Source organism: Hahella sp. NS-SX17, assembly GCF_057367735.1.
Genome location: NZ_CM170632.1, coordinates 4,434,107 through 4,453,135, shown reverse-complemented (window position 1 = coordinate 4,453,135; position 19,029 = coordinate 4,434,107). Strand labels below are relative to the sequence as shown.

General features: G+C 54.7%; 17 protein-coding genes. 8 read left to right on the top strand and 9 right to left on the bottom strand.

Going from position 1 to position 19,029, the window contains the following annotated elements:
* Positions 1–605 precede the first annotated feature (605 nt).
* Both AC2IBB_RS19585 and AC2IBB_RS19580 read left to right on the top strand, forming a co-directional pair.
* Positions 606–1,355, top strand: a complete 750-nt coding sequence (locus AC2IBB_RS19585) for an electron transfer flavoprotein subunit beta/FixA family protein (RefSeq protein ID WP_486328439.1) — start codon at positions 606–608, stop codon at positions 1,353–1,355.
* Between the two features lies 1 nt (position 1,356).
* Positions 1,357–2,298 (top strand): electron transfer flavoprotein subunit alpha/FixB family protein, encoded by a 942-nt coding sequence (locus AC2IBB_RS19580; protein WP_011397736.1) that lies wholly within the window; start codon positions 1,357–1,359, stop codon positions 2,296–2,298.
* A gap of 57 nt (positions 2,299–2,355) precedes the next feature.
* Here the strand turns inward: AC2IBB_RS19580 and AC2IBB_RS19575 are convergent, their stop codons facing one another.
* From AC2IBB_RS19575 to AC2IBB_RS19535, 9 genes are all read right to left on the bottom strand, one after another.
* Complete coding sequence (locus AC2IBB_RS19575; protein ID WP_486328438.1) at positions 2,356–4,344, bottom strand: acetoacetate--CoA ligase; 1,989 nt, start codon at positions 4,342–4,344, stop codon at positions 2,356–2,358.
* A gap of 19 nt (positions 4,345–4,363) precedes the next feature.
* The gene (locus tag AC2IBB_RS19570; RefSeq protein WP_486328437.1) at positions 4,364–5,305 is read right to left on the bottom strand and encodes a hydroxymethylglutaryl-CoA lyase; all 942 of its coding nucleotides are present in this window, start codon (positions 5,303–5,305) and stop codon (positions 4,364–4,366) included.
* A 1-nt stretch (position 5,306) separates the two neighbouring features.
* Entirely contained in the window at positions 5,307–7,301 is a 1,995-nt protein-coding gene (locus tag AC2IBB_RS19565; protein ID WP_486328436.1) for an acetyl/propionyl/methylcrotonyl-CoA carboxylase subunit alpha, read from the bottom strand.
* Positions 7,294–8,100, bottom strand: a complete 807-nt coding sequence (locus tag AC2IBB_RS19560; RefSeq protein WP_486328435.1) for an enoyl-CoA hydratase-related protein — start codon at positions 8,098–8,100, stop codon at positions 7,294–7,296. The genes AC2IBB_RS19565 and AC2IBB_RS19560 overlap by 8 nt, the downstream gene beginning before the upstream one ends.
* A gap of 65 nt (positions 8,101–8,165) precedes the next feature.
* Positions 8,166–9,773, bottom strand: a complete 1,608-nt coding sequence (locus AC2IBB_RS19555; RefSeq protein WP_486328434.1) for a carboxyl transferase domain-containing protein — start codon at positions 9,771–9,773, stop codon at positions 8,166–8,168.
* 63 nt (positions 9,774–9,836) lie between these two features.
* The gene (locus AC2IBB_RS19550; RefSeq protein ID WP_486328433.1) at positions 9,837–11,006 is read right to left on the bottom strand and encodes an isovaleryl-CoA dehydrogenase; all 1,170 of its coding nucleotides are present in this window, start codon (positions 11,004–11,006) and stop codon (positions 9,837–9,839) included.
* A gap of 94 nt (positions 11,007–11,100) precedes the next feature.
* Positions 11,101–11,484: a MerR family transcriptional regulator gene (locus tag AC2IBB_RS19545; protein WP_486328432.1), complete on the bottom strand. Its 384-nt coding sequence runs from the start codon at positions 11,482–11,484 to the stop codon at positions 11,101–11,103.
* 191 nt (positions 11,485–11,675) lie between these two features.
* Entirely contained in the window at positions 11,676–12,341 is a 666-nt protein-coding gene (locus AC2IBB_RS19540; protein WP_486328431.1) for a transglutaminase-like cysteine peptidase, read from the bottom strand.
* Between the two features lie 313 nt (positions 12,342–12,654).
* Entirely contained in the window at positions 12,655–13,530 is an 876-nt protein-coding gene (locus AC2IBB_RS19535; protein ID WP_486328430.1) for a type II secretion system protein N, read from the bottom strand.
* Between the two features lie 307 nt (positions 13,531–13,837).
* Here AC2IBB_RS19535 and gspE point away from each other — a divergent pair, with 307 nt between their 5' ends.
* The 6 genes from gspE to gspJ all read left to right on the top strand — a co-directional run bounded on the left by gspE (position 13,838) and on the right by gspJ (position 19,016).
* A complete protein-coding gene (gene gspE, locus AC2IBB_RS19530; protein WP_486328429.1) occupies positions 13,838–15,394 on the top strand; it encodes a type II secretion system ATPase GspE in 1,557 nt (518 codons plus the stop codon).
* Between the two features lie 85 nt (positions 15,395–15,479).
* On the top strand, positions 15,480–16,703 hold the full coding sequence (gspF, locus tag AC2IBB_RS19525) for a type II secretion system inner membrane protein GspF (protein WP_486328428.1): 1,224 nt from the start codon (positions 15,480–15,482) through the stop codon (positions 16,701–16,703).
* Between the two features lie 41 nt (positions 16,704–16,744).
* Positions 16,745–17,194: a type II secretion system major pseudopilin GspG gene (gspG, locus tag AC2IBB_RS19520; RefSeq protein ID WP_486328427.1), complete on the top strand. Its 450-nt coding sequence runs from the start codon at positions 16,745–16,747 to the stop codon at positions 17,192–17,194.
* A 52-nt stretch (positions 17,195–17,246) separates the two neighbouring features.
* Complete coding sequence (gspH, locus tag AC2IBB_RS19515) at positions 17,247–17,801, top strand: type II secretion system minor pseudopilin GspH (protein WP_486328426.1); 555 nt, start codon at positions 17,247–17,249, stop codon at positions 17,799–17,801.
* Positions 17,802–17,805: 4 nt separating this feature from the next.
* Positions 17,806–18,198, top strand: a complete 393-nt coding sequence (gspI, locus tag AC2IBB_RS19510; protein WP_486328425.1) for a type II secretion system minor pseudopilin GspI — start codon at positions 17,806–17,808, stop codon at positions 18,196–18,198.
* Entirely contained in the window at positions 18,198–19,016 is an 819-nt protein-coding gene (gspJ, locus tag AC2IBB_RS19505) for a type II secretion system minor pseudopilin GspJ (RefSeq protein ID WP_486328424.1), read from the top strand. Before gspI ends, gspJ begins: the two co-directional genes overlap by 1 nt.
* Positions 19,017–19,029: the final 13 nt, after the last annotated feature.

Sequence of the window (19,029 nt, the reverse complement as noted above, 5' to 3'; positions counted from 1 at the left end):
TCAGTCTAAAAAGTTTATAGGCAACACGGCTTTTGGGGGTCGCGAAAAGCTGCGACGATGCTGTCCCGCAGAAGCGGTCGAGCTGCGTCCCTGACTGATTTTATCCTGTCTTATTTTTCCGACTACGCTGTGCTGCAGTTATTAAAAATCGTCAGAAGTATAATGGATTAAGTCCAGGTAGCATATATCATTCGCCCACTCAAACAAACGTTTGTTTGAATTTTTGCGGAAAATCGCCTTTAATAAGCGGCACGCAGTTAAGAAGAGCGTTTCCGGCGTTGAGCGTCGGGGCCTCAGGCGACGCCTGCGAGGCCGCTTCCTGAATTCCGGGACGGAGTGAACCCGAATATTTTTCGGCGTTAACAATAAATCGATCGTCCTTTGATCGCAGGTCCTTTTCGGACGCGTCAGGCGCGGCTCTGAATATTGACCTGAGTGGGATAAGCGTTCAGTATTAGCCTGCTTTGTTTGGACCATATCCTGGCGTTTCGGCTGAAGTTTTTGGCCGAGAACCCGGTTTTCGACAGGGTGGTTATCGGGATAAAAATCCAGAGCCGCGAGGATATGCTTCGTTAATTACACATCACAACACAAACGAGGAATCTATGAAGGTTCTGGTCGCTGTAAAACGAGTAATTGATTACAACGTTAAAGTACGAGTAAAGCCGGATAATACCGGTGTAGACCTGACAAACGTAAAAATGGCGATGAATCCATTCTGCGAAATCGCAGTGGAAGAAGCCGTACGCCTGAAAGAGAAAGGCGTCGCTACAGAAGTCGTTGTAGTTTCCATCGGCCCCAAAGCCGCTCAGGAACAAATCCGCACCGCATTGGCGCTGGGCGCTGACCGCGGCATCCACGTGGAGACCGACGAGGAGATTCAATCTCTGGCGGCCGCCAAGCTGCTGAAAGCGGTTGTAGAAAAAGAGCAACCCAAGCTGGTGATTCTGGGCAAACAGTCCATCGACACCGACAACAATCAGACTGGTCAGATGCTGGCGGCGTTGTGCGGTTACGCGCAGGGCACCTTTGCATCCGAAGTGGTTGTTGAGGGCGATAAAGTCAACGTTACTCGCGAAATCGACGGCGGTCTGCTGACCGTGGCGTTGAACCTGCCTGCTATCGTGACCACCGACCTGCGTCTGAACGAACCCCGTTACGCTTCTCTTCCCAACATCATGAAGGCCAAGAAGAAGCCGTTGGACACTGTTAGCCCAGCGGATCTTGGCGCGGAAATCGCTCCCAGACTGACCACCTTGAAAGTGGAAGCCCCTGCGCAACGTCAGGCGGGCATTAAAGTGGGCAGCGTAGCTGAGCTGGTGGACAAGCTGAAGAACGAAGCGAGGGTGATTTAAGATGAGCATTCTGGTAATTGCAGATCACGATAACAAGGTTCTGAAACCCGCTACGTTGAACGTTGTCGCAGCCGCTCAAAAAATCGGCGGAGACGTTCACGTTTTGGTTGCCGGCGCTGATTGCGGCGCTGTCGCTGAAGCGGCTTCCAAAGTAGCTGGCGTTGCGAAAGTACTGCACGCCGACAACGCCGCTTACGGCCACTTCCTGGCTGAAAACCTGGGGTTGCTGGTCGCTGAAATGGGCAAAGGCTACAGCCATGTGCTGACTTCCGCCGGCACCACTGGTAAGGACTTCATGCCCCGCGTTGCAGCGCTGCTGGACGTGGCTCAGATTTCCGACATCATCCGTGTTGATTCCGCTGACACCTTCGTGCGTCCTATCTACGCGGGCAACGCGATCGCCACAGTGCAATCCTCTGATGCGATCAAAGTCATTACCGTGCGTCCTACCGGTTTCGACCCAGTTGCGGCCGAAGGCGGCTCTGCTGCAGTGGAATCCGTTGGCGCGGCTCACGACGCAGGCATTTCTTCTTTCGTGAAAGAAGAGCTGGCCAAGTCCGACCGTCCTGAACTGACCAGTGCGAACATCGTTGTTTCCGGTGGTCGCGGCATGCAGAACGGCGACAACTTCGAAATGCTGTACAAAGTGGCTGACAAGCTGGGCGCAGCGGTTGGCGCATCTCGCGCGGCGGTTGACGCAGGCTTCGTTCCCAACGATATGCAGGTCGGTCAAACTGGTAAAATCGTGGCTCCGCAGCTGTATATCGCCGTGGGTATTTCCGGCGCGATTCAGCACTTGGCGGGTATGTCCGACAGTAAAGTGATCGTTGCGATCAACAAAGACGAAGAAGCTCCGATCTTCCAGGTAGCCGATTACGGTCTGGTGGCGGACTTGTTCGAAGCGGTTCCGCAACTGGAAGCTGAGCTGGATAAAGTTCTCTAAGCCAGTTTACGAATACTCCCTCCCCAATCCGGGGAGGGATCTCTTCTTCAGGCTGTTCTAGCCGCGCAATTCTTCAAGATCTTCAAACAACTGCAACGCTTCCGGATTGGCTAGCGCGTCCTTGTTTTTAACTTCCTTGCCGTGAATGACGTTCTTCACCGCCAGCTCAACAATTTTGCCGCTGATGGTGCGGGGAATGTCGGCGATCTGAATGATCTTCGCCGGCACATGTCGGGGCGTGGTGTTCTTGCGAATCGTCTGGGTGATGCGGCTGCATAGCTCGTCGTTCAGATCGACGCCGGGGCGGGTCTTGACGAATAGAATGACTCTCTCGTCGTCTCCCCAGGCCTGTCCAACCGCGATACTTTCCAGCACTTCCTCAATTTTCTCCACCTGACGATAGATTTCGGCGGTGCCGATGCGCACGCCGCCAGGATTAAGTACGGCGTCAGAGCGGCCGTGAATGATGACGCCTTTTTGCACCACTTCGCCGTTTTCCGCATGGCTGATGAATTCGCCGTAGTCTCCATGGGCCCAGATGTTGTCGATCGAGGAAAAATAAGCGCTGTGGAAGCGCGCGCCATCCTCGTCATTCCAAAATCCGACCGGCATGGAAGGGAAGGGCGACTTGCAGACCAGCTCGCCTTTGCCTTGCGCCAGAGAGCGGCCTGAGTCGTCGACAAACTCGACATCCATGCCCAGGCCGATGCACTGTAGTTCGCCTCGGTAAACGGGCAGTGTGGGGCATCCCAGGGCGAAGCAGGACACAATGTCAGTGCCGCCGGATATGCTGCTCAGGCAGACGTCCGCCTTCACGTCCCGATAGATATAATCGAAGCTCTCATGAGCCAGCGGAGAACCGGTTGAAAGCATGGCTCTGAGACTGTCCAGACGATGGGTCTGCGCCGGTTTGAGATGATTCTTCTCACAGGCGGCGTAGAACTTGGCGCTGGAGCCGAATACGTTGATCTTCTCTTCCTGGGCGATGTCGAACAGATGAGAGGGCGACGGATGAAAAGGGGAGCCGTCATACAGCACCAGCGTCGCGCCGATAGCCAGACTGCTTACCAGCCAGTTCCACATCATCCAGCCGCAGGTGGTGTAATAAAATATGCGGTCGCCGGGTTTGAGGTCGGTATGCAATCCCAGTTCTTTCAGGTGCTGCAACAGCGTGCCGCCCTGGCCATGCACGATGCACTTGGGCTGGCCAGTGGTGCCTGAGGAGTACATGATGTAGAGCGGTTCGGCAAACCCGCGCCGGACGAACTCGATGGCGGTTTCTCCGGGCGTATTGACGATGTCCTCCCAGGCTGTGGCGGTTACGCCTGACAGTTCAGCCGGAGCCGCCCGCGGATTCTTCAGATAATTAACCCAGACCACGCCTTGCAAAGCGGGAAGCTTGCCGACGATGTCCTGTACTCTATCCGTGGTGTCGATCACTTTGCCGTTGTAGTTGTAACCGCGACAGGCGATCAGCAGTTTGGGGGCGATCTGGCCAAAGCGGTCAATCACGCCGTTAAGCCCGAAGTCGGGGGAGCAGGAAGACCAGACGCCACCCAGACTTGCGGTGGCCAGCATGCCGATAACCGCTTCGGCGCAGTTTGGGATGAACGCGGCGACGCGATCGCCGGGGCCAACGCCATTCGCTTTCAGAAACTGCGCTAATTTGGCGACTTGTCGAGATAGCTCGTCAAAGCTCAACTCTTCGCGTCTGCCGTCTTCGCCTCTAACGATAATGGCGGGTTGGCCGCCGCGATGCTTAAGCAGGTTTTCCGCGAAATTGATCTTGGTTTCGGGGAACCACTGCGCGCCGGGCATTTTATCTGCATTGCGCAAAAACGGCGCGCCGCCCAGATCGCCCTTGACTTGAAAGTATTCCCATATTCCCAGCCAGAACGCTTCTTTATTTTCGACGGACCAGGTATGCAGCGCGTCGTAGTGAGAAGGCGGAGACAGTTTCTTGGTCTTTAAAAATGTAATGAAATCAGTGAGTCTTGCTTGTTGTACTCGCTCGTGTTCGGGGCGCCATAAAGGAAGCGCGGTCATATAGACTCCGATATTATCCTTATTGTGAAGATTGCGCCTGCGATAACGCCAGTCCGGCTTTAGAGCCGTTATTGCGCGCCAGCAGGGTGGAGATTTCATTACCTACCATGGCGAGGCGATTCAAATCAATGTTTGTTTTCAAGCCGTTGCCGTGCAGCATGTACACCACGTCTTCCGTCGCCACATTGCCTGACGCGCCTTTCGCATAGGGGCAGCCGCCCAATCCGGCCACGGAGGCGTCGACAGTGCGAATACCGAGGTTAAGGGCTGTGTCGATGTTGGCCAGAGCCTGCCCGTAGGTGTCGTGGAAATGCACCGCCAGCCGGTCGCTCTGAATTTCGGATAGCAGGGCTTTCAGCAGGTTGGCCACCTGATGGGTAGAGCCGACGCCGATAGTGTCTCCCAGAGACACTTCGTAACAGCCTGCGTCCAGCAGCAGTCGAGTGGTTTTAAGAACCTGGGATATCTCGATACGCCCCTCATAAGGACAGCCCAGCACGCAGCTGACATAGCCGCGAACGGGGATGTTGCGCTCCTGCGCCAATGCGAATACCGGTTGAAAGCGCTCAATGCTCTCTTGGATGGAACAGTTGATGTTGCGCTGGTTGAACGCCTCGGAAGCGGCGGTGAACACCGCCACTTCGTTGACCTGAGTCTGTAGCGCCGCTTCCATGCCTTTCAGGTTTGGCGTCAGGGCGGCGTAGACCACATCTTTGCGCTCCGGCAACTGCTGGATCACTTCGGCGGAGCTGCCCATTTGCGGCGCCCATTTCGGGGAAACGAAGCTGCCTGCTTCGATATAACTGACGCCTGCGTCGATCAGCCCCATGATAAGGTGGACTTTCTCTTCAACGCTCAGCAGCTTGCTTTCGTTCTGCAAGCCATCGCGAGGGCCTACCTCTACGATGCGAACAAAATCCGGGTCGCCGGTGATATGCGTGGCGTTCACTTCAGAGGACATATCAGGCTCCTTCGCCGCTGGCTTCAAACGCCACCAGAATCTGGCTGGCCGTAACCACTTCGCCTTCTTTGCAAAGCACTTCCGTGACGGTTCCGGCGTCGGGAGCGCGGATACTGTGCTCCATCTTCATGGCTTCCATCACCACCAGAATATCGCCTTTGGCCACCTCTTGACCCGCTTGTACGGCTGTTTTGACGATGGTGCCGCCCATGGGAGCGTTGAGGGAGCCGCCGTCCTGCACATGGTGTTCCGTCAGAGTGTTATCGTCCGGGGTTTCGAAGCGCCAGTGCGCGCCGTCTTTGAACAGATCAATGCAGCTCTCTGAAATAGCGAAACGGAAGCAGCTCTTCACCCCGTCCACCCACAGGTCGACATGAGAGTGATTGCGGTTGAAGCTGACATCTGCCCAGTGCTGGCCGTCGCCGATTTTCAGTTTGTCGTTGTGATGCTCCAGCAACAGGGTGAACGAATCGCCTTTGAGCCAGAACTCAAACTCTGACGCTTCCACCAGATTCAAGCGCCAGTTGTTGATCTGCGCCCAGGGTGAAAAGGGGTCCTGGTCGGCGACATTGGGCGCGCCTTTGAGGTTTGACCAATACAGCGCCGCCAGCGCGCACTTGGCGTTGAAAGGAACTTCACGCTCCGCTTTTTCAAGTCCTGGATTGGCTTCAAGGAAGCCAGTCGTCAAGCGCGCCTGGATGAAGTCATCGCTGTTGATGATGCGGCACAGATAGCCTGTGTTGGTGGTGACGCCAGTCACCAGGAAATCCGCCAGCGCATCTTTCAGGCGTCGCCGCGCCATCTCGCGGGTGGGGCCCCAGCCGATGACTTTGGAGATCATCGGGTCATAGAAGGGGGATATTTCGCAGCCTGTCGCGACGCCACAGTCAATGCGGGTATGCTCGTTGCTCGCCGGAGCGGAAAGGAAATTCAAGGCCCCGGCGCTGGGCAGAAACCCATTCTCCGGGTCTTCCGCATAGATGCGCGCTTCAATCGCGCAGCCATTGCTGCGAATGCGGTCCTGGGTCGCCGGTAAAGGTTCGCCGCCGGCGACTTTGATCTGCCATTCCACCAGGTCGAGGCCCGTGATCATTTCCGTCACCGGATGCTCCACCTGCAGGCGGGTGTTCATTTCCATGAAATAGAAGTTTTCGTTTTTATCTACCAGAAACTCTACGGTGCCGGCTCCGACATAACCGATTGCTTTTCCGCAGGCCACTGCCGTCTCTCCCATCTTGCGGCGGGTATCGTTCTCTAGATTGGGAGCGGGGGCCTCTTCAATAATTTTCTGGTGGCGACGCTGAATAGAGCAGTCGCGGTCGAACAGATAGACGCCTTCGCCGTGAGCGTCGAAGAAAATTTGCACTTCTACGTGACGAGGCTGTTCGATCAGCTTTTCGATCAGCATGGTTTGATCGCCGAAGGCGTTTTTCGCCTCACGCTGCGCGGACGCCAGCTGTTCATCGAACTCAGAAGGGCTGCGCACGGCGCGCATGCCTTTGCCGCCGCCGCCCGCGCTGGCTTTAAGCAAGACTGGGTAGCCGACTACCTCAGCCTGTGCTCGTAAGAATTCTACGTTTTGATCTTCGCCGTGATAGCCGGGTATCAGGGGAACATTGGCCTGTTCCATCAGATGCTTGGCGCGGGCTTTATCGCCCATGGCGTCGATGGCTTTGGCGGGTGGGCCAATGAAGATCAGAGACTCCTTCGCGCAAAGCGCGGCGAAGGTGGCGTTTTCCGACAGGAAGCCATAGCCGGGATGGATAGCGTCGGCGTGGCATTTTTTCGCGACGGCGATGATTTTATCCTGATTCAGATAGGTTTCCGTCGCGGTTACCCCATGCAGGGGATAAGCCTCGTCAGCTTCCTGCACGAACGGCATGTTACGATCCACATCCGCATATACGGCGATTGTGCGCACGCCCATGCGACTGGCGGTGCGGATAATACGGCTGGCGATCTCGCCGCGGTTGGCGATCAGTAGCGTCTCAATCATGCTCGGCGGCTCCATCAGCAAGGGTCCAGGCGGCGGGGCGTTTCTCCAGAAAGGCGCTGAGGCCTTCCTGCCCCTCTGGGGAGACGCGGACGTCGGCGATGGCGCGAGTGGTGTAGTCGACCAGCGCGTCGTCAATGGGGCTGGCTTCGATCTGGCGCAACAACGCTTTAGCGCGGGACAGGGCATGCGGGCCGTTTTGCTTGAACAGACGGGTGAAAAGCTCCACCTCCGCATCCAGGCCGGTCTCTTCGACGATCTCGTGGATCAGGCCAAAGCGTAGCGCCTCCTTGGCGTCGAACAGCTCGGCGGTCAGGGTGTAGCGCTGCATGGCGCGAGGTCCAATGGCGCGGAGTACGTAAGGGCTGATCACCGCGGGCAGGATGCCCAGTTTCACTTCGCTGAGACAGAATTTGCTGCGCGCGCTGGCGATGGCGATGTCGCAACAACTGATCAGGCCCAGGGCTCCGCCGAAAGCGCTGCCTTGAACCCGGGCGATGGTTGGTTTGGGGAGCTCAAAGAGGCCGCGCATGAGTTTCGCCAGTTCGGCGGCGTCATCTAGATTGGCTTGATGGTCCGCATTGGCGTTGGCGCGCATCCACTCCAGGTCGGCGCCGGCGGAGAAATGCTTGCCTTCGCTGCGTAGGACGACGATGCGTACGGCGCTGTCGTTGGCGGTTTCGTCAATCATTTCATTCAGGGACTGAATAACATCGACGTTAAAGGCGTTATGCTTTTCGGGCCGGTTTAAAACTATCTCCGCAACGCCCTGATTTACACGATATAAAACGGGTTCTGACACGGCGTAACCTCTCTTGTTGGTCTGGTGGTCGGCTGAGTTGGCGTCATGTGAAGTCCTTGTCGCGCCTACATGCGGAACACGCCGAATTTGCTGTCTTTAATCGGGGCGTTCAACGCGGCGGAAAGCGCCAGGCTCAATACCGTACGGGTGTCCGCCGGGTCGATGATGCCGTCGTCCCATAAGCGCGCGGAGGCGTAATAGGGATGTGACTGCTCGTTGAACTGCTGAATAGTGGGGGCCTTGAACGCCTGTTTCTCTTCTTCGCTCCACAGCGCGCCTTTGCGGCGTAAATTATCCTCACGCACCTGCGCCAGCACGCCCGCCGCCTGCTCGCCGCCCATGACGGCGATGCGCGCATTCGGCCACATCCACAGAAAGCGGGGGTTGTAGCCGCGGCCGCACATGCCGTAGTTGCCAGCGCCAAAGCTGCCGCCAATGATTATAGTGAACTTGGGCACTTCCGCGCAGGCGACAGCGGTGACCAGCTTGGCGCCGTTTTTGGCGATGCCGCCTTCTTCATACTGCTTGCCGACCATGAAGCCGGTGATGTTCTGCAGGAATACCAGAGGAATTTTGCGCTGGCAGCACAGCTCGATAAAGTGCGCGCCTTTGACGGCGGACTCGCTGAACAGAATGCCATTATTGGCGATGATGCCTACGGGGTAGCCGTTGATGCGGGCGAAACCGCACACCAGCGTTGCGCCATAGAGCGCCTTGAACTCGTCGAATTCGGAGCCGTCCACCAGTCTGGCGATCACCTCGTGCACGTCATAAGGCGTGCGCAGGTCGGTAGGGACGACGCCACGTAGCTGTTGAGCGGGGTAGAGCGGCTCTACCGGCGGCTGAATGTCCATGGTGACGGTTTTCTTGCGGTTGAGGCGTTTAACCGCCTGTCTGGCCAGCAAGAGGGCGTGAAATTCGTCTTGTGCGTAATGGTCCGCCACTCCGGATATGCGGCAATGGACGTCTGCGCCGCCCAGGTCCTCAGCGCTGACTTCTTCGCCGGTAGCGGCTTTCACCAAAGGCGGTCCCGCCAGGAAAATGGAGCTTTGTCCTTTCACCATGATGGCTTCGTCCGCCATGGCGGGCACATAGGCTCCGCCAGCGGTGCAAAGGCCCATTACCACTGCGATCTGAGGAATGCCCTGGGCGGACATACGCGCCTGACGATAAAAAATGTGCCCGAAGTCTTCCTTGTCGGGGAAGACTTCATCCTGTTGCGGCAGGTTGGCGCCGCCGGAATCCACCAGATAGATGCAGGGCAGGTTGTTCTCTTCCGCAATGGTCTGGGCGCGGATATGTTTTTTCACTGTCAGGGGGTAGTAGGTGCCGCCTTTAACCGTTGAATCGTTGGCGACGATCATACACTCAATGCCCTCGACGCGTCCGATACCGGCGATGACGCCGGCGGCGGGCACGGTGTCTGCGTAGACGTTGTAGGCGGCGAACTGGCCGATTTCGAGAAACGGCGAACCGGGGTCGAGCAACTTGGCGACGCGCTCACGGGGCAGCAACTTTCCTTTTGCGCGCTGCTTTTCCTGAGCGGCGTGACCGCCGCCTTGTTCGATAAAACTGATTTCAGTCTTGAGATCATCCACCAGTTTGCTCATCGCCGCATATTGGCTTTGATAGCTTTCGCTGTCGGTGGATGTTTGGGATTTCAGAACAGCCATAGCTTCGTCCTGTCTTGCTGGGTGGTTGTTTGGATTCCTTGTGGAGAACGGCGGCCGAGAAGGCTACCGGGACTCCTCGAACAGTTCGCGGCCGATCAGCATTCTACGGATCTCAGAGGTGCCGGCGCCGATTTCATACAGCTTAGCGTCCCGCAGCAGTCTGCCGGTGGAGAATTCGTTGATGTAGCCGTTGCCTCCCAGAATCTGAATAGCGTCGAGGGCCATCTGGGTGGCTTTTTCTGCGCAGTACAGAATCACGCCAGCGGCGTCTTTGCGAGTGGTCTCGCCTCGGTCGCAGGCGGAAGCGACGGCGTAAAGGTAGGCGCGGCAGGCGTTCAGGGTGGTGTACATGTCCGCTACTTTGCCCTGGATTAATTGGAAATGCCCAATAGGTTGGCCGAACTGCTCGCGCTCATGGATATAGGGAACGACGACATCCATACAGGCCTGCATGATGCCGATAGGGCCAGCGGCAAGTACGACGCGCTCGTAGTCCAGGCCGCTCATCAAAACTTTCACGCCCTGGTTGAGGCCGCCGAGAATATTTTCTTCCGGCACTTCGCAGTTATCGAACACCAGCTCGCAGGTGTTGGAGCCGCGCATGCCGAGTTTGTCGAGTTTGGGTGAGCGGGAGAAGCCGGGATAATCGCGCTCCACGATGAATGCGGTGATGCCTTTGGGGCCTGCCTGAACGTCAGTCTTGGCGTAGATGACATAAGTGTGCGCGTCAGGGCCGTTGGTGATCCACATTTTGGCGCCGTTAAGCACATATTTGTCGCCTTTTTTTACCGCCTGCAATTTCATGCTGACCACATCGCTGCCGGCGTTGGGTTCGCTCATGGCGAGGGCGCCGATATGCTCGCCGGAGATCAATTTAGGCAGGTACTTCTGTCTCTGTTGCGGCGTGCCGTTACGGTAGATCTGGTTAACACATAGATTGGAATGGGCGCCGTAGCTGAGTGCGATGGACGCGGACGCGCGGCTGATTTCTTCCATGACGAGTACATGAGCCAAGTATCCCAGTTCAGCGCCGCCGAACTCCTCGCTGACTGTGACGCCCAGCAGGCCCATCTCGCCCAGGCGCGGCCATAACTGGTTAGGAAACGCGTTGTCCTTGTCCACTTGGGCGGCGATAGAGGCGATCTCCTTCTGGGCGAAGCCCGCGACCTGCTCACGCAGCATATCCAGGGTTTCGCCCAGTCCGAAGTTCAGGGAGTGGTAGTGGTTGGCCATAATGGGTCCTTTGTTATTTTTAACGTTGAATCAATCTTTTCAGAAAAAGGCCGACGGTGGGGTTGTCATGCACGGTTGCCGCGCAGGTCCGCCGTCAGCCTTTCTCGAAGTCCGCCAGCGCCTGTTGGCAGCGTTCTTCCGCTTCATCCAGTTCCTCCTGCATGAGACGGATGTCGGAAAGCTGCTGCTTCAGGATGTCTCTCTTTTCCGCAATCTTGTTCAGCATCAGTTGTAACTGCACCCGGTTGCCGCTGTCCGGGTCGTACATGCAGATAATCTGTTTGGACTCCGCCAGGGAAAAACCAAGTCGCTTGCCTCGCAAAATCAGTTTGAGGTAGACACGGTCTTTTTCGGTGTAAATGCGGGTTTGTCCCTGGCGCTCCGGGCTGAGCAGCCCTTCCGCTTCATAAAATCGGATTGTCCTTGTGGTAACGTCGAACTCCTTCGCCAGGTCACTGATGCTGTAGTTTTTTGTCATGGGCGTTCTCTGTCTGAATTGAGCAAAATTATTGCAGCAAGTTTACGTTTACGTCAACGTTATAATGCATGGGCTCCAACAGTGGATATGCAAGCCGAAGTGTGGGGAGCTCGTCCAGGTCAAACATTTGACGGCAAGGGTCAAGCAGGGAAGAAGTCAGGGCTCAGCTATGGGCTGGTGCAAGGCTGGGGTTAAAGTCGAGTCTGTAGCTGTTGCAGCATACGGGTATTCAAGTCATTCCATTGATCCAGACGGTTGGCCTGACCAACGCGTTTACCTAGCCCGCGTTGTTTGGACAGCCACAACCCGTCGCCGTTGAAACTGTAAATGGGGTAGAGGTCATCGCGTTCTGAGCCTGAGCGGATCTCCTGAATCAGGTTATCCAGTATCAAAGGCTCTTTATCCTGGTCTGGATAATAGGCGAGCACCATATGCGCCTGATTGAGCTTCAGGGCTTTAACGTAGGTAATGCGTAATTTGTCATCTGGCACGCCCATTTCACGCAGGGCGAAATATTTGGCGATGGAGTAATCTTCACAGTCGCCGCCATTAGTAACCAGTAGCTCGACAGGTGTCGCCCAGTAGTCTTCCTGGCCCCAGTGTTTGATATCTGGAATGAATTGCGTTTCATTAAAAAACGCGTTGACCATCATTAACTTGCGTTCGTCGGGGATGTCTTTCGGAGTGTTTAGCAGTTTTTGCCAGCGTTCCAGGCGCTCACGGGCGGAACCGCCGTATTCACGCTCTACATGGGTCAGTATTTGCTGGCTGATTTCGAAGGCGGCGGACGCAACAAGAGCCCAGCATGAAAACAGGGTGACAACTGTTTTGACACGCAATTTTCTTGTCCACTGCATAGGTGGGGCGTCCCGTCGTCAATGTCGTTGGTGTGGCTGATGCCGGTTGATGGACCGGAGCTATAGTTATGTTTATGAGATTAAGTATAGGAATTATTCCGAAGCATGACTGGATGAGTTTTGTAAAACTGTGTAAGGAAAGGTGAATCCTTGGATTAGTCCTAAGTTGTTTAAATACAAGGGGAATGCCGATGACGGAGGTGAAGTTTAAATTTGCCGGAAAGGGCGAGATTTAAAAAGGTGATTGATTGAAGCGGTTGGAGAAGGGGCGCCGGAACGATTTTGACGTTTCGGCGCATAAAATCGGGCGCGTTTAGCCGTTGTTCTTCTGGCGGATTTGTTCGCGCAATTTTTGCAGTCGATCACGAATTTCCTGGCGACGCTGTTCGTCCATTTCGCTCAGTTCCGAACTGTTGTCGTTGGAGGGTTCGGAAAACTCTTCCGGCGGCTGATCGATAGCGTAAGTTGGTTCTTCCTGGTAAGCCGGTTCTGAAATTGCCTGCTGAGAGCCGTCGTCATGCGGCGCATCTACGACAGGCACTGGCTCGCCGCCACTGTCAGGTTGCTCGTATTTGGGTTCTTCATACTGAGGCTCCGGGTACTCAGGCTCTTGATACTGCGGCTCTTCATACACGGGTTCTTCGTAAGCAGGCTCGGAATAGTCGGAGGCGTCGTCGCGAGAGACGCTGGCGTAGGTTTCTATGCTGGCCCCGGAACTGGAGTCTTCGGGGAAAAACAGGTTCTCCAGACTGCCGCGGCGGTCAATAACCACACGGTTGGCGTAGACGGAATGTAGGGTTGCGTTGCCGGGCATGTTTTCGCCCACGCGGAAGAAATCGGTATTGCGATCCGGTCCTTCTATTAACGCTCCGCCAGATTCGCCTTTTTCAAGATTGGTGGCGGCTACCCCCCGCAGGGTCAGGCGCAGGTTGGTGGATGGCAGGTCTTCAGTCTCTTTTTTCTGGGCGACGGGCTCGTTTTTACCGAACAGGTTGAGAGGAGCCAGCTGCTGTACAGTGCGCTCCTGCTTTACCTGTGTTGCTGGCGCTGCTTTGACTACAATTTCTTTCTTGGTGTTGTAGTCGAGCCAGAACTGATAGCCGCGCCAACCAATTGTCGCAGTAGCGGCGATCAGCAGTAGCGACGCCGTTATGGAGGGGGCGGAATTGAGTAGTTTGTCTTTGTTCACGATGAATCTGTCTCGGTGTTCTAATGGCTCGCTTTTTATTATGTGCGACCATTGTCCCGGTTAAGTAATTCTGTGCCCGGTATTCTTGCTGCAGCGGCATTAAAAGAAAAGTCCGGAATTCTCAAAAATATACTAAAAACGGGTATTTAATGGCCTTTATTACATATAATTAACTATAAATGAAATGAGACCAGGTAGTCTGGAATCTCTTGAAAAGATAAAGTAGATTCTCAAACCTTCCCGGCTTCCATGTATGGCCTGAGCGTAAGCCGGAATGACAATGTTTACAATAGACTAAAGGTTAGATATGGACGAGCGCCAACTCGAAGCAACTGAAGACGCGATTCCAGTATTGACGGACGATTCCGAAGATCAGGAGGATCAGCCGCGGTCCTATTACCGCCTGCCGTTTTCATTCGCCAAGCGTCATGGCGTGTTCGTCGGACAGCCGGATCAGGAACATGGTCAGGTTGTTTATTTCAAAGAATCGCTGAAGCCGCATATATTTGCGGAAGTAAATCGATATGTGGAAGGCAAGTGCCGCTTTGAAGTTATTGAAGACGGCGTCTTTGAAGATGGGCTGGCGAAGGCGTATCAGAATGACTCCACTGAAGCCATGCAAATGGTTGAAGGGTTGGGTGACGACATGGACCTGGCCAGTCTTGCGGATTCCGTTCCGGAAACGGAGGATTTGCTGGAGCAGGAAGACGACGCTCCCATCATTCGTTTGATCAACGCTATTCTGACTGAAGCAGTGAAAACCAATGCTTCGGATATTCATATAGAAACCTTTGAAAAAGATCTTGTCGTGCGCTTCCGCGTGGACGGCGTGTTGCGAGAGATGGTCAAGCCCAAGCGAGCGCTGGCGCCGCTGTTGGTGTCGCGTATCAAGGTTATGTCCAGATTGGACATCGCGGAGAAAAGAGTTCCCCAGGACGGTCGGATTTCACTGCGGGTAGCAGGCAAAGAAGTCGATATCCGGGTGTCCACCATGCCCTCCGCCAACGGCGAACGTATAGTATTGCGTCTGTTGGACAAACAGGCGGGCAGGTTGAAGCTTGAAAAGCTCGGCATGGCCGATCGCGATTTCAAGCTGATCAAGAAACTGATTCATCGTCCCCACGGCATTATTTTGGTGACGGGCCCCACGGGGTCTGGTAAGACCACCAGCTTGTACGCCGGCCTTTCCGAAATTAATGATCGTAGCCGTAATATTCTGACGGTCGAAGACCCTATCGAATACAACTTGCCCGGTATTGGTCAGACTCAGGTCAACACGAAGGTCGACATGACTTTCGCCCGCGGCCTGCGCGCCATTCTGCGTCAAGACCCCGATGTGGTGATGATTGGTGAGATCCGAGACCTGGAAACGGCTGAAATTGCGGTGCAGGCGAGTTTGACGGGGCACTTGGTGTTATCCACCCTTCACACCAATAGTGCGGTAGGGGCCGTAACCCGTTTGATGGATATGGGCGTGGAGCCGTTTTTGATATCTTCAAGTTTGATCGGGGTGATAGCCCAGCGTCTGGTGCGTGTACTGTGCGATCAGTGTAAAGAAGCCTATACACCGGACGAAGAAGTATGCGAGTTCCTCGGCATTGACCCGCAAAACCCGCAGCATATCTACCATGCGAAAGGGTGTGCGGAATGTAACCACCTTGGCTATCGCGGACGTTTGGGGATATACGAAGTCATAGAGGTCGATGAGGAGTTGCGTCACCTGGTGCACAAGCAGGCGGGCGAGATGGAGTTGGAGGCGTCTGCGCGTAAGAAAGGCCCCAGCATTCATGCGGATGGCATAGCAAAAGTATTGAAGGGCCTTACCTCCGTGGAGGAGGTGGTGCGGGTAACTCACCGGGAGTAAAAGCGCAAAAGGCGAAGAGTGAAGAAGGTTCGACGGCGGGCGCTTACTTCAGAACGGCAGTCTAAATTTCACAGTATTACCGCATATGGCAGCATTTGATTTTAAAGCCCTGGACCAAAAGGGGCGTCCGCAGAAAGGCGTTTTTGAAGCGGATAGCGCCCGTCAGGTCAGGCAGCAGATTCGTGATAAAGGATGGACGCCGCTGGAAGTCACCCAGGCGTCTGAAAAGCAGAGTAATAAAAACAGCGGGGGTGGTTTTCGTCCCGGCGGCAGTCGGCTTGGCGCTGCAGATCTGGCCTTGTTGACCCGCCAGATCGCCACCTTGATTCAATCCGGCATTCCTGTCGAGGAGACGCTGAGCGCGGTGGCCTCGCAGAGTGAGAAGGCTAAAGTCAGAAGTATGATGCTGGCGGTGCGGGCGAAGGTCCTGGAAGGATATTCGCTGGCGGACAGTCTTGGCGAGTTCCCCAGCGCATTTCCTGAGCTTTATCGCTCCACGGTTGCGGCGGGCGAGCACGCGGGTCACTTGGATTTAGTGCTAAATCGTCTGGCGGACTACACAGAACAACGGCAGATGAGTCGGCAGAAGATTCAGCTTGCCGCTATTTATCCTTTGATTCTTACGTTTGTTGCGTTCGGCATCGTTGGCTTTTTGCTGGGTTATGTCGTGCCTGACATCATCAAGGTGTTTGTCAGTAAAGGGCAGGCGTTGCCTGCGCTGACTCAGGTGATTCTGGCGTTGAGCGACTTCGTCGCCAACTACGCGCTGATAATTGTGGCCGTGCTGGTCATCGCCTTCTTTTCCTTCACCTATGCGATGAAAAAAGAAAGCTTCCGACTTCAGGTGCATCGGCAATTGCTGCACCTTCCCTTCACCGCGAAAATGTCGCGGGGAGTTAATACCGCCCGTTTCGCGAGCACTCTCAGCATTCTCAACAGCAGCGGGGTTCCTTTGGTGGACGCTATGCGCATCGCTGGCGAGGTGTTGAGTAATCAATGGTTGAAACTGCGGGTCGCCGAAGCGGCGCAGAAAGTACGGGAAGGCGGCAGTCTCTACAAGTGCCTGGAGCAAACCGGCTATTTTCCACCGATGATGATCCATATGATCGCCAGTGGCGAAGCCAGCGGAGAGCTCGGTGAAATGCTGGAAAGGACCGCCAGCAGTCAGGAAAATGATTTGCAAAGCCGCATCGCAACAATGGTCGGGCTATTCGAGCCCTTGATGCTTCTTGTCATGGGTGGCGTCGTACTGGTTATCGTCATGGCGATCATGTTGCCGATTTTGAGCATGAGCGATCTGGTTGGTTAAAATACACATCAATAAAAGAAGTAATGTTACAGAGGGAAAAAATGAAACCTAAAGCGTCATTCAAAACCAGGAAATCCGTACAGGGCTTTACTCTGATCGAAATCATGGTTGTATTGGTTATCCTTGGATTGCTGGTGGCGGCTGTGGCGCCCAAGATATTGGGGCGCGCCGACCAAGCGAAAGTGACGACCACGCAGACCAACATCAAGACCATCAGCAACGCTCTTAATATGTACAAGCTGGACAACTACAACTTCCCCAGCAGTGAGCAGGGCATCGAAGCGTTGGTGAGCAAACCTTCCGGTTTCCCAGAAGCGAAAAACTGGAACCAGGATGGCTATATCGACAAGCTGCCATTGGACGGCTGGCAGAGAGAGTTTGTCTACATCTCTCCTGGCACGCACGGCGCTTTCGACCTGTATTCACTGGGCGCTGACGGTAAAGAAGGCGGCGAAGGCTACGACGCAGACATCACCAGCTGGGATAATTAATTAACTGGCTGGCCGTTTCGGAATCCTGGGGCGGCTGTCGGGCGGATAATTTATGAAGCGTGCGGTTAAAGGTTTTACGCTAATCGAGATACTGGTTGTGCTGGTCATTATTTCGGTAATGGTCGGCATGGTCACGTTAGTGGTCAGCGGTAACCGTGATCGCAGAGAGTTGGAAAATGAGGCCAGAAAACTTCTGGCCATTATGCAGATGACCTCCGATGAAGCCATATTTCAGAACGTAGACATCGGATTGCGCCTCGACGACCATGGCTATGCGTTCATGGGGTTTGACGATACGGCGCTGGCCTGGATTGAGTTGCCGCAAGATTTTCTGAAGGAAAGGGAGCTGCCTGAATGGGTAGTCCTGGACTTTGACAAAAAGAACAAAGAAATTGAGCTGAAAAACAAAGACGAAGGCAAAAAGGATAAAAAAGAAGACAAAGACAAGAAGTTTCTCCCGCAAATTCTGTTTTTATCCAGCGGAGAAAACACCCCCGTCAACATCGAGCTTAAATTGAAAAGTAACGAAGAAGTTAAGTTCATTATCAAATCCGATGGCTTGAACGGATTTGAAATGAAAGGGCCGGCGGATGATGAAGAGGCATAACTCTATGGGGCGATCTTCGCGAGGCCGAGCCAAAGGTTTTACGTTACTGGAAGTGTTGGTGGCGCTGCTTATATTCTCAATTAGCGTCGCCGCTTTGGTGCGTGGGATGACGCAAATTGTAAGGCAGACGGAACAGTTGGAGCTGAAGACCTTCGCCGCCTGGATCGCCGACAATGAATACACGGAGCTAGCCATCGCGGAATCCTTTCCAGCCGTTGGCGAGAAAAAGAAAACAGTGGAGTACGCCAGCCGTACATGGCGAGTGGTGGAGAAGGTGATTGCGACGCCGAATCCGCAAATGAGAAAAGTGGAAATTCAGGTGTTGCTCGCTGATACCGCAAATCTTTCGGAAAGACAGATTATTTCGGTCACCTCTTTTATAGGGAATAACTCCTGATGTCCGCTGCTGTTACGTCATCACAATGCGTCTCTGGGGGAGTTCGTCTACGGGAGCAGGGGTTTACCCTGTTGGAAGTGCTGATCGCCGTCACCATTACGGCGATTATTGGTACAGCGGCGTTTCAATTTCTGGGGCAGGGCATTCGTAACAAAGAGAATTTAGAAGCCAAGAGCGAGTCGCTGGAAGAAATTCAAAAAGCCCAGCGGGTCTTGGAGGCGGATCTCGGTCAAATCGTAGCCCGCAGCGTGCGTGGGGAGTATGGCGATGAGTTTTATTCCGTCACCAACCTGAACGCATTGAAACTGATCGAGTTTTCCAGAACTGGCTGGCGCGACGCCAACGACTTATTGGAGCTGATCACGGAAGACGAAGAGGAAATCAGTCGACGCAGTAATCTGCAGCGCGTCTCCTATGAGCTGGAAGAGAATACGCTTTATCGAGAGTACTGGGAGGTCATGGACCGGGCGCAAGACTCTCAACCTCTGAAACAGCGCCTGCTGACCCATGTCAAATCCGTCAAATTCAGGTTCCTGGATAAGGATAATCAGTGGCATAACGAATGGCCTACTGAGGATATGTTGACCAACCAGAATGAGCCAGCCTATTTGAAAGTCCCAAAAGCCTTGGAAATTACTCTGGATCACGAAAAGTTCGGAAGCATTCGTCGTCTGTACCAAGTGGCGGGTTGGGCTGAGTTAAAAGATCCCACTAATGGCGGAGGCGGCGCTTCTGGAGGCGGAAGCGGAAGCAATAATTCCGGCGGCGATAAGCCCGATCCTAACAGCAACGGCGGTTCAGGTAGCTCACGTGGTTAGGAATGGGCGTAGA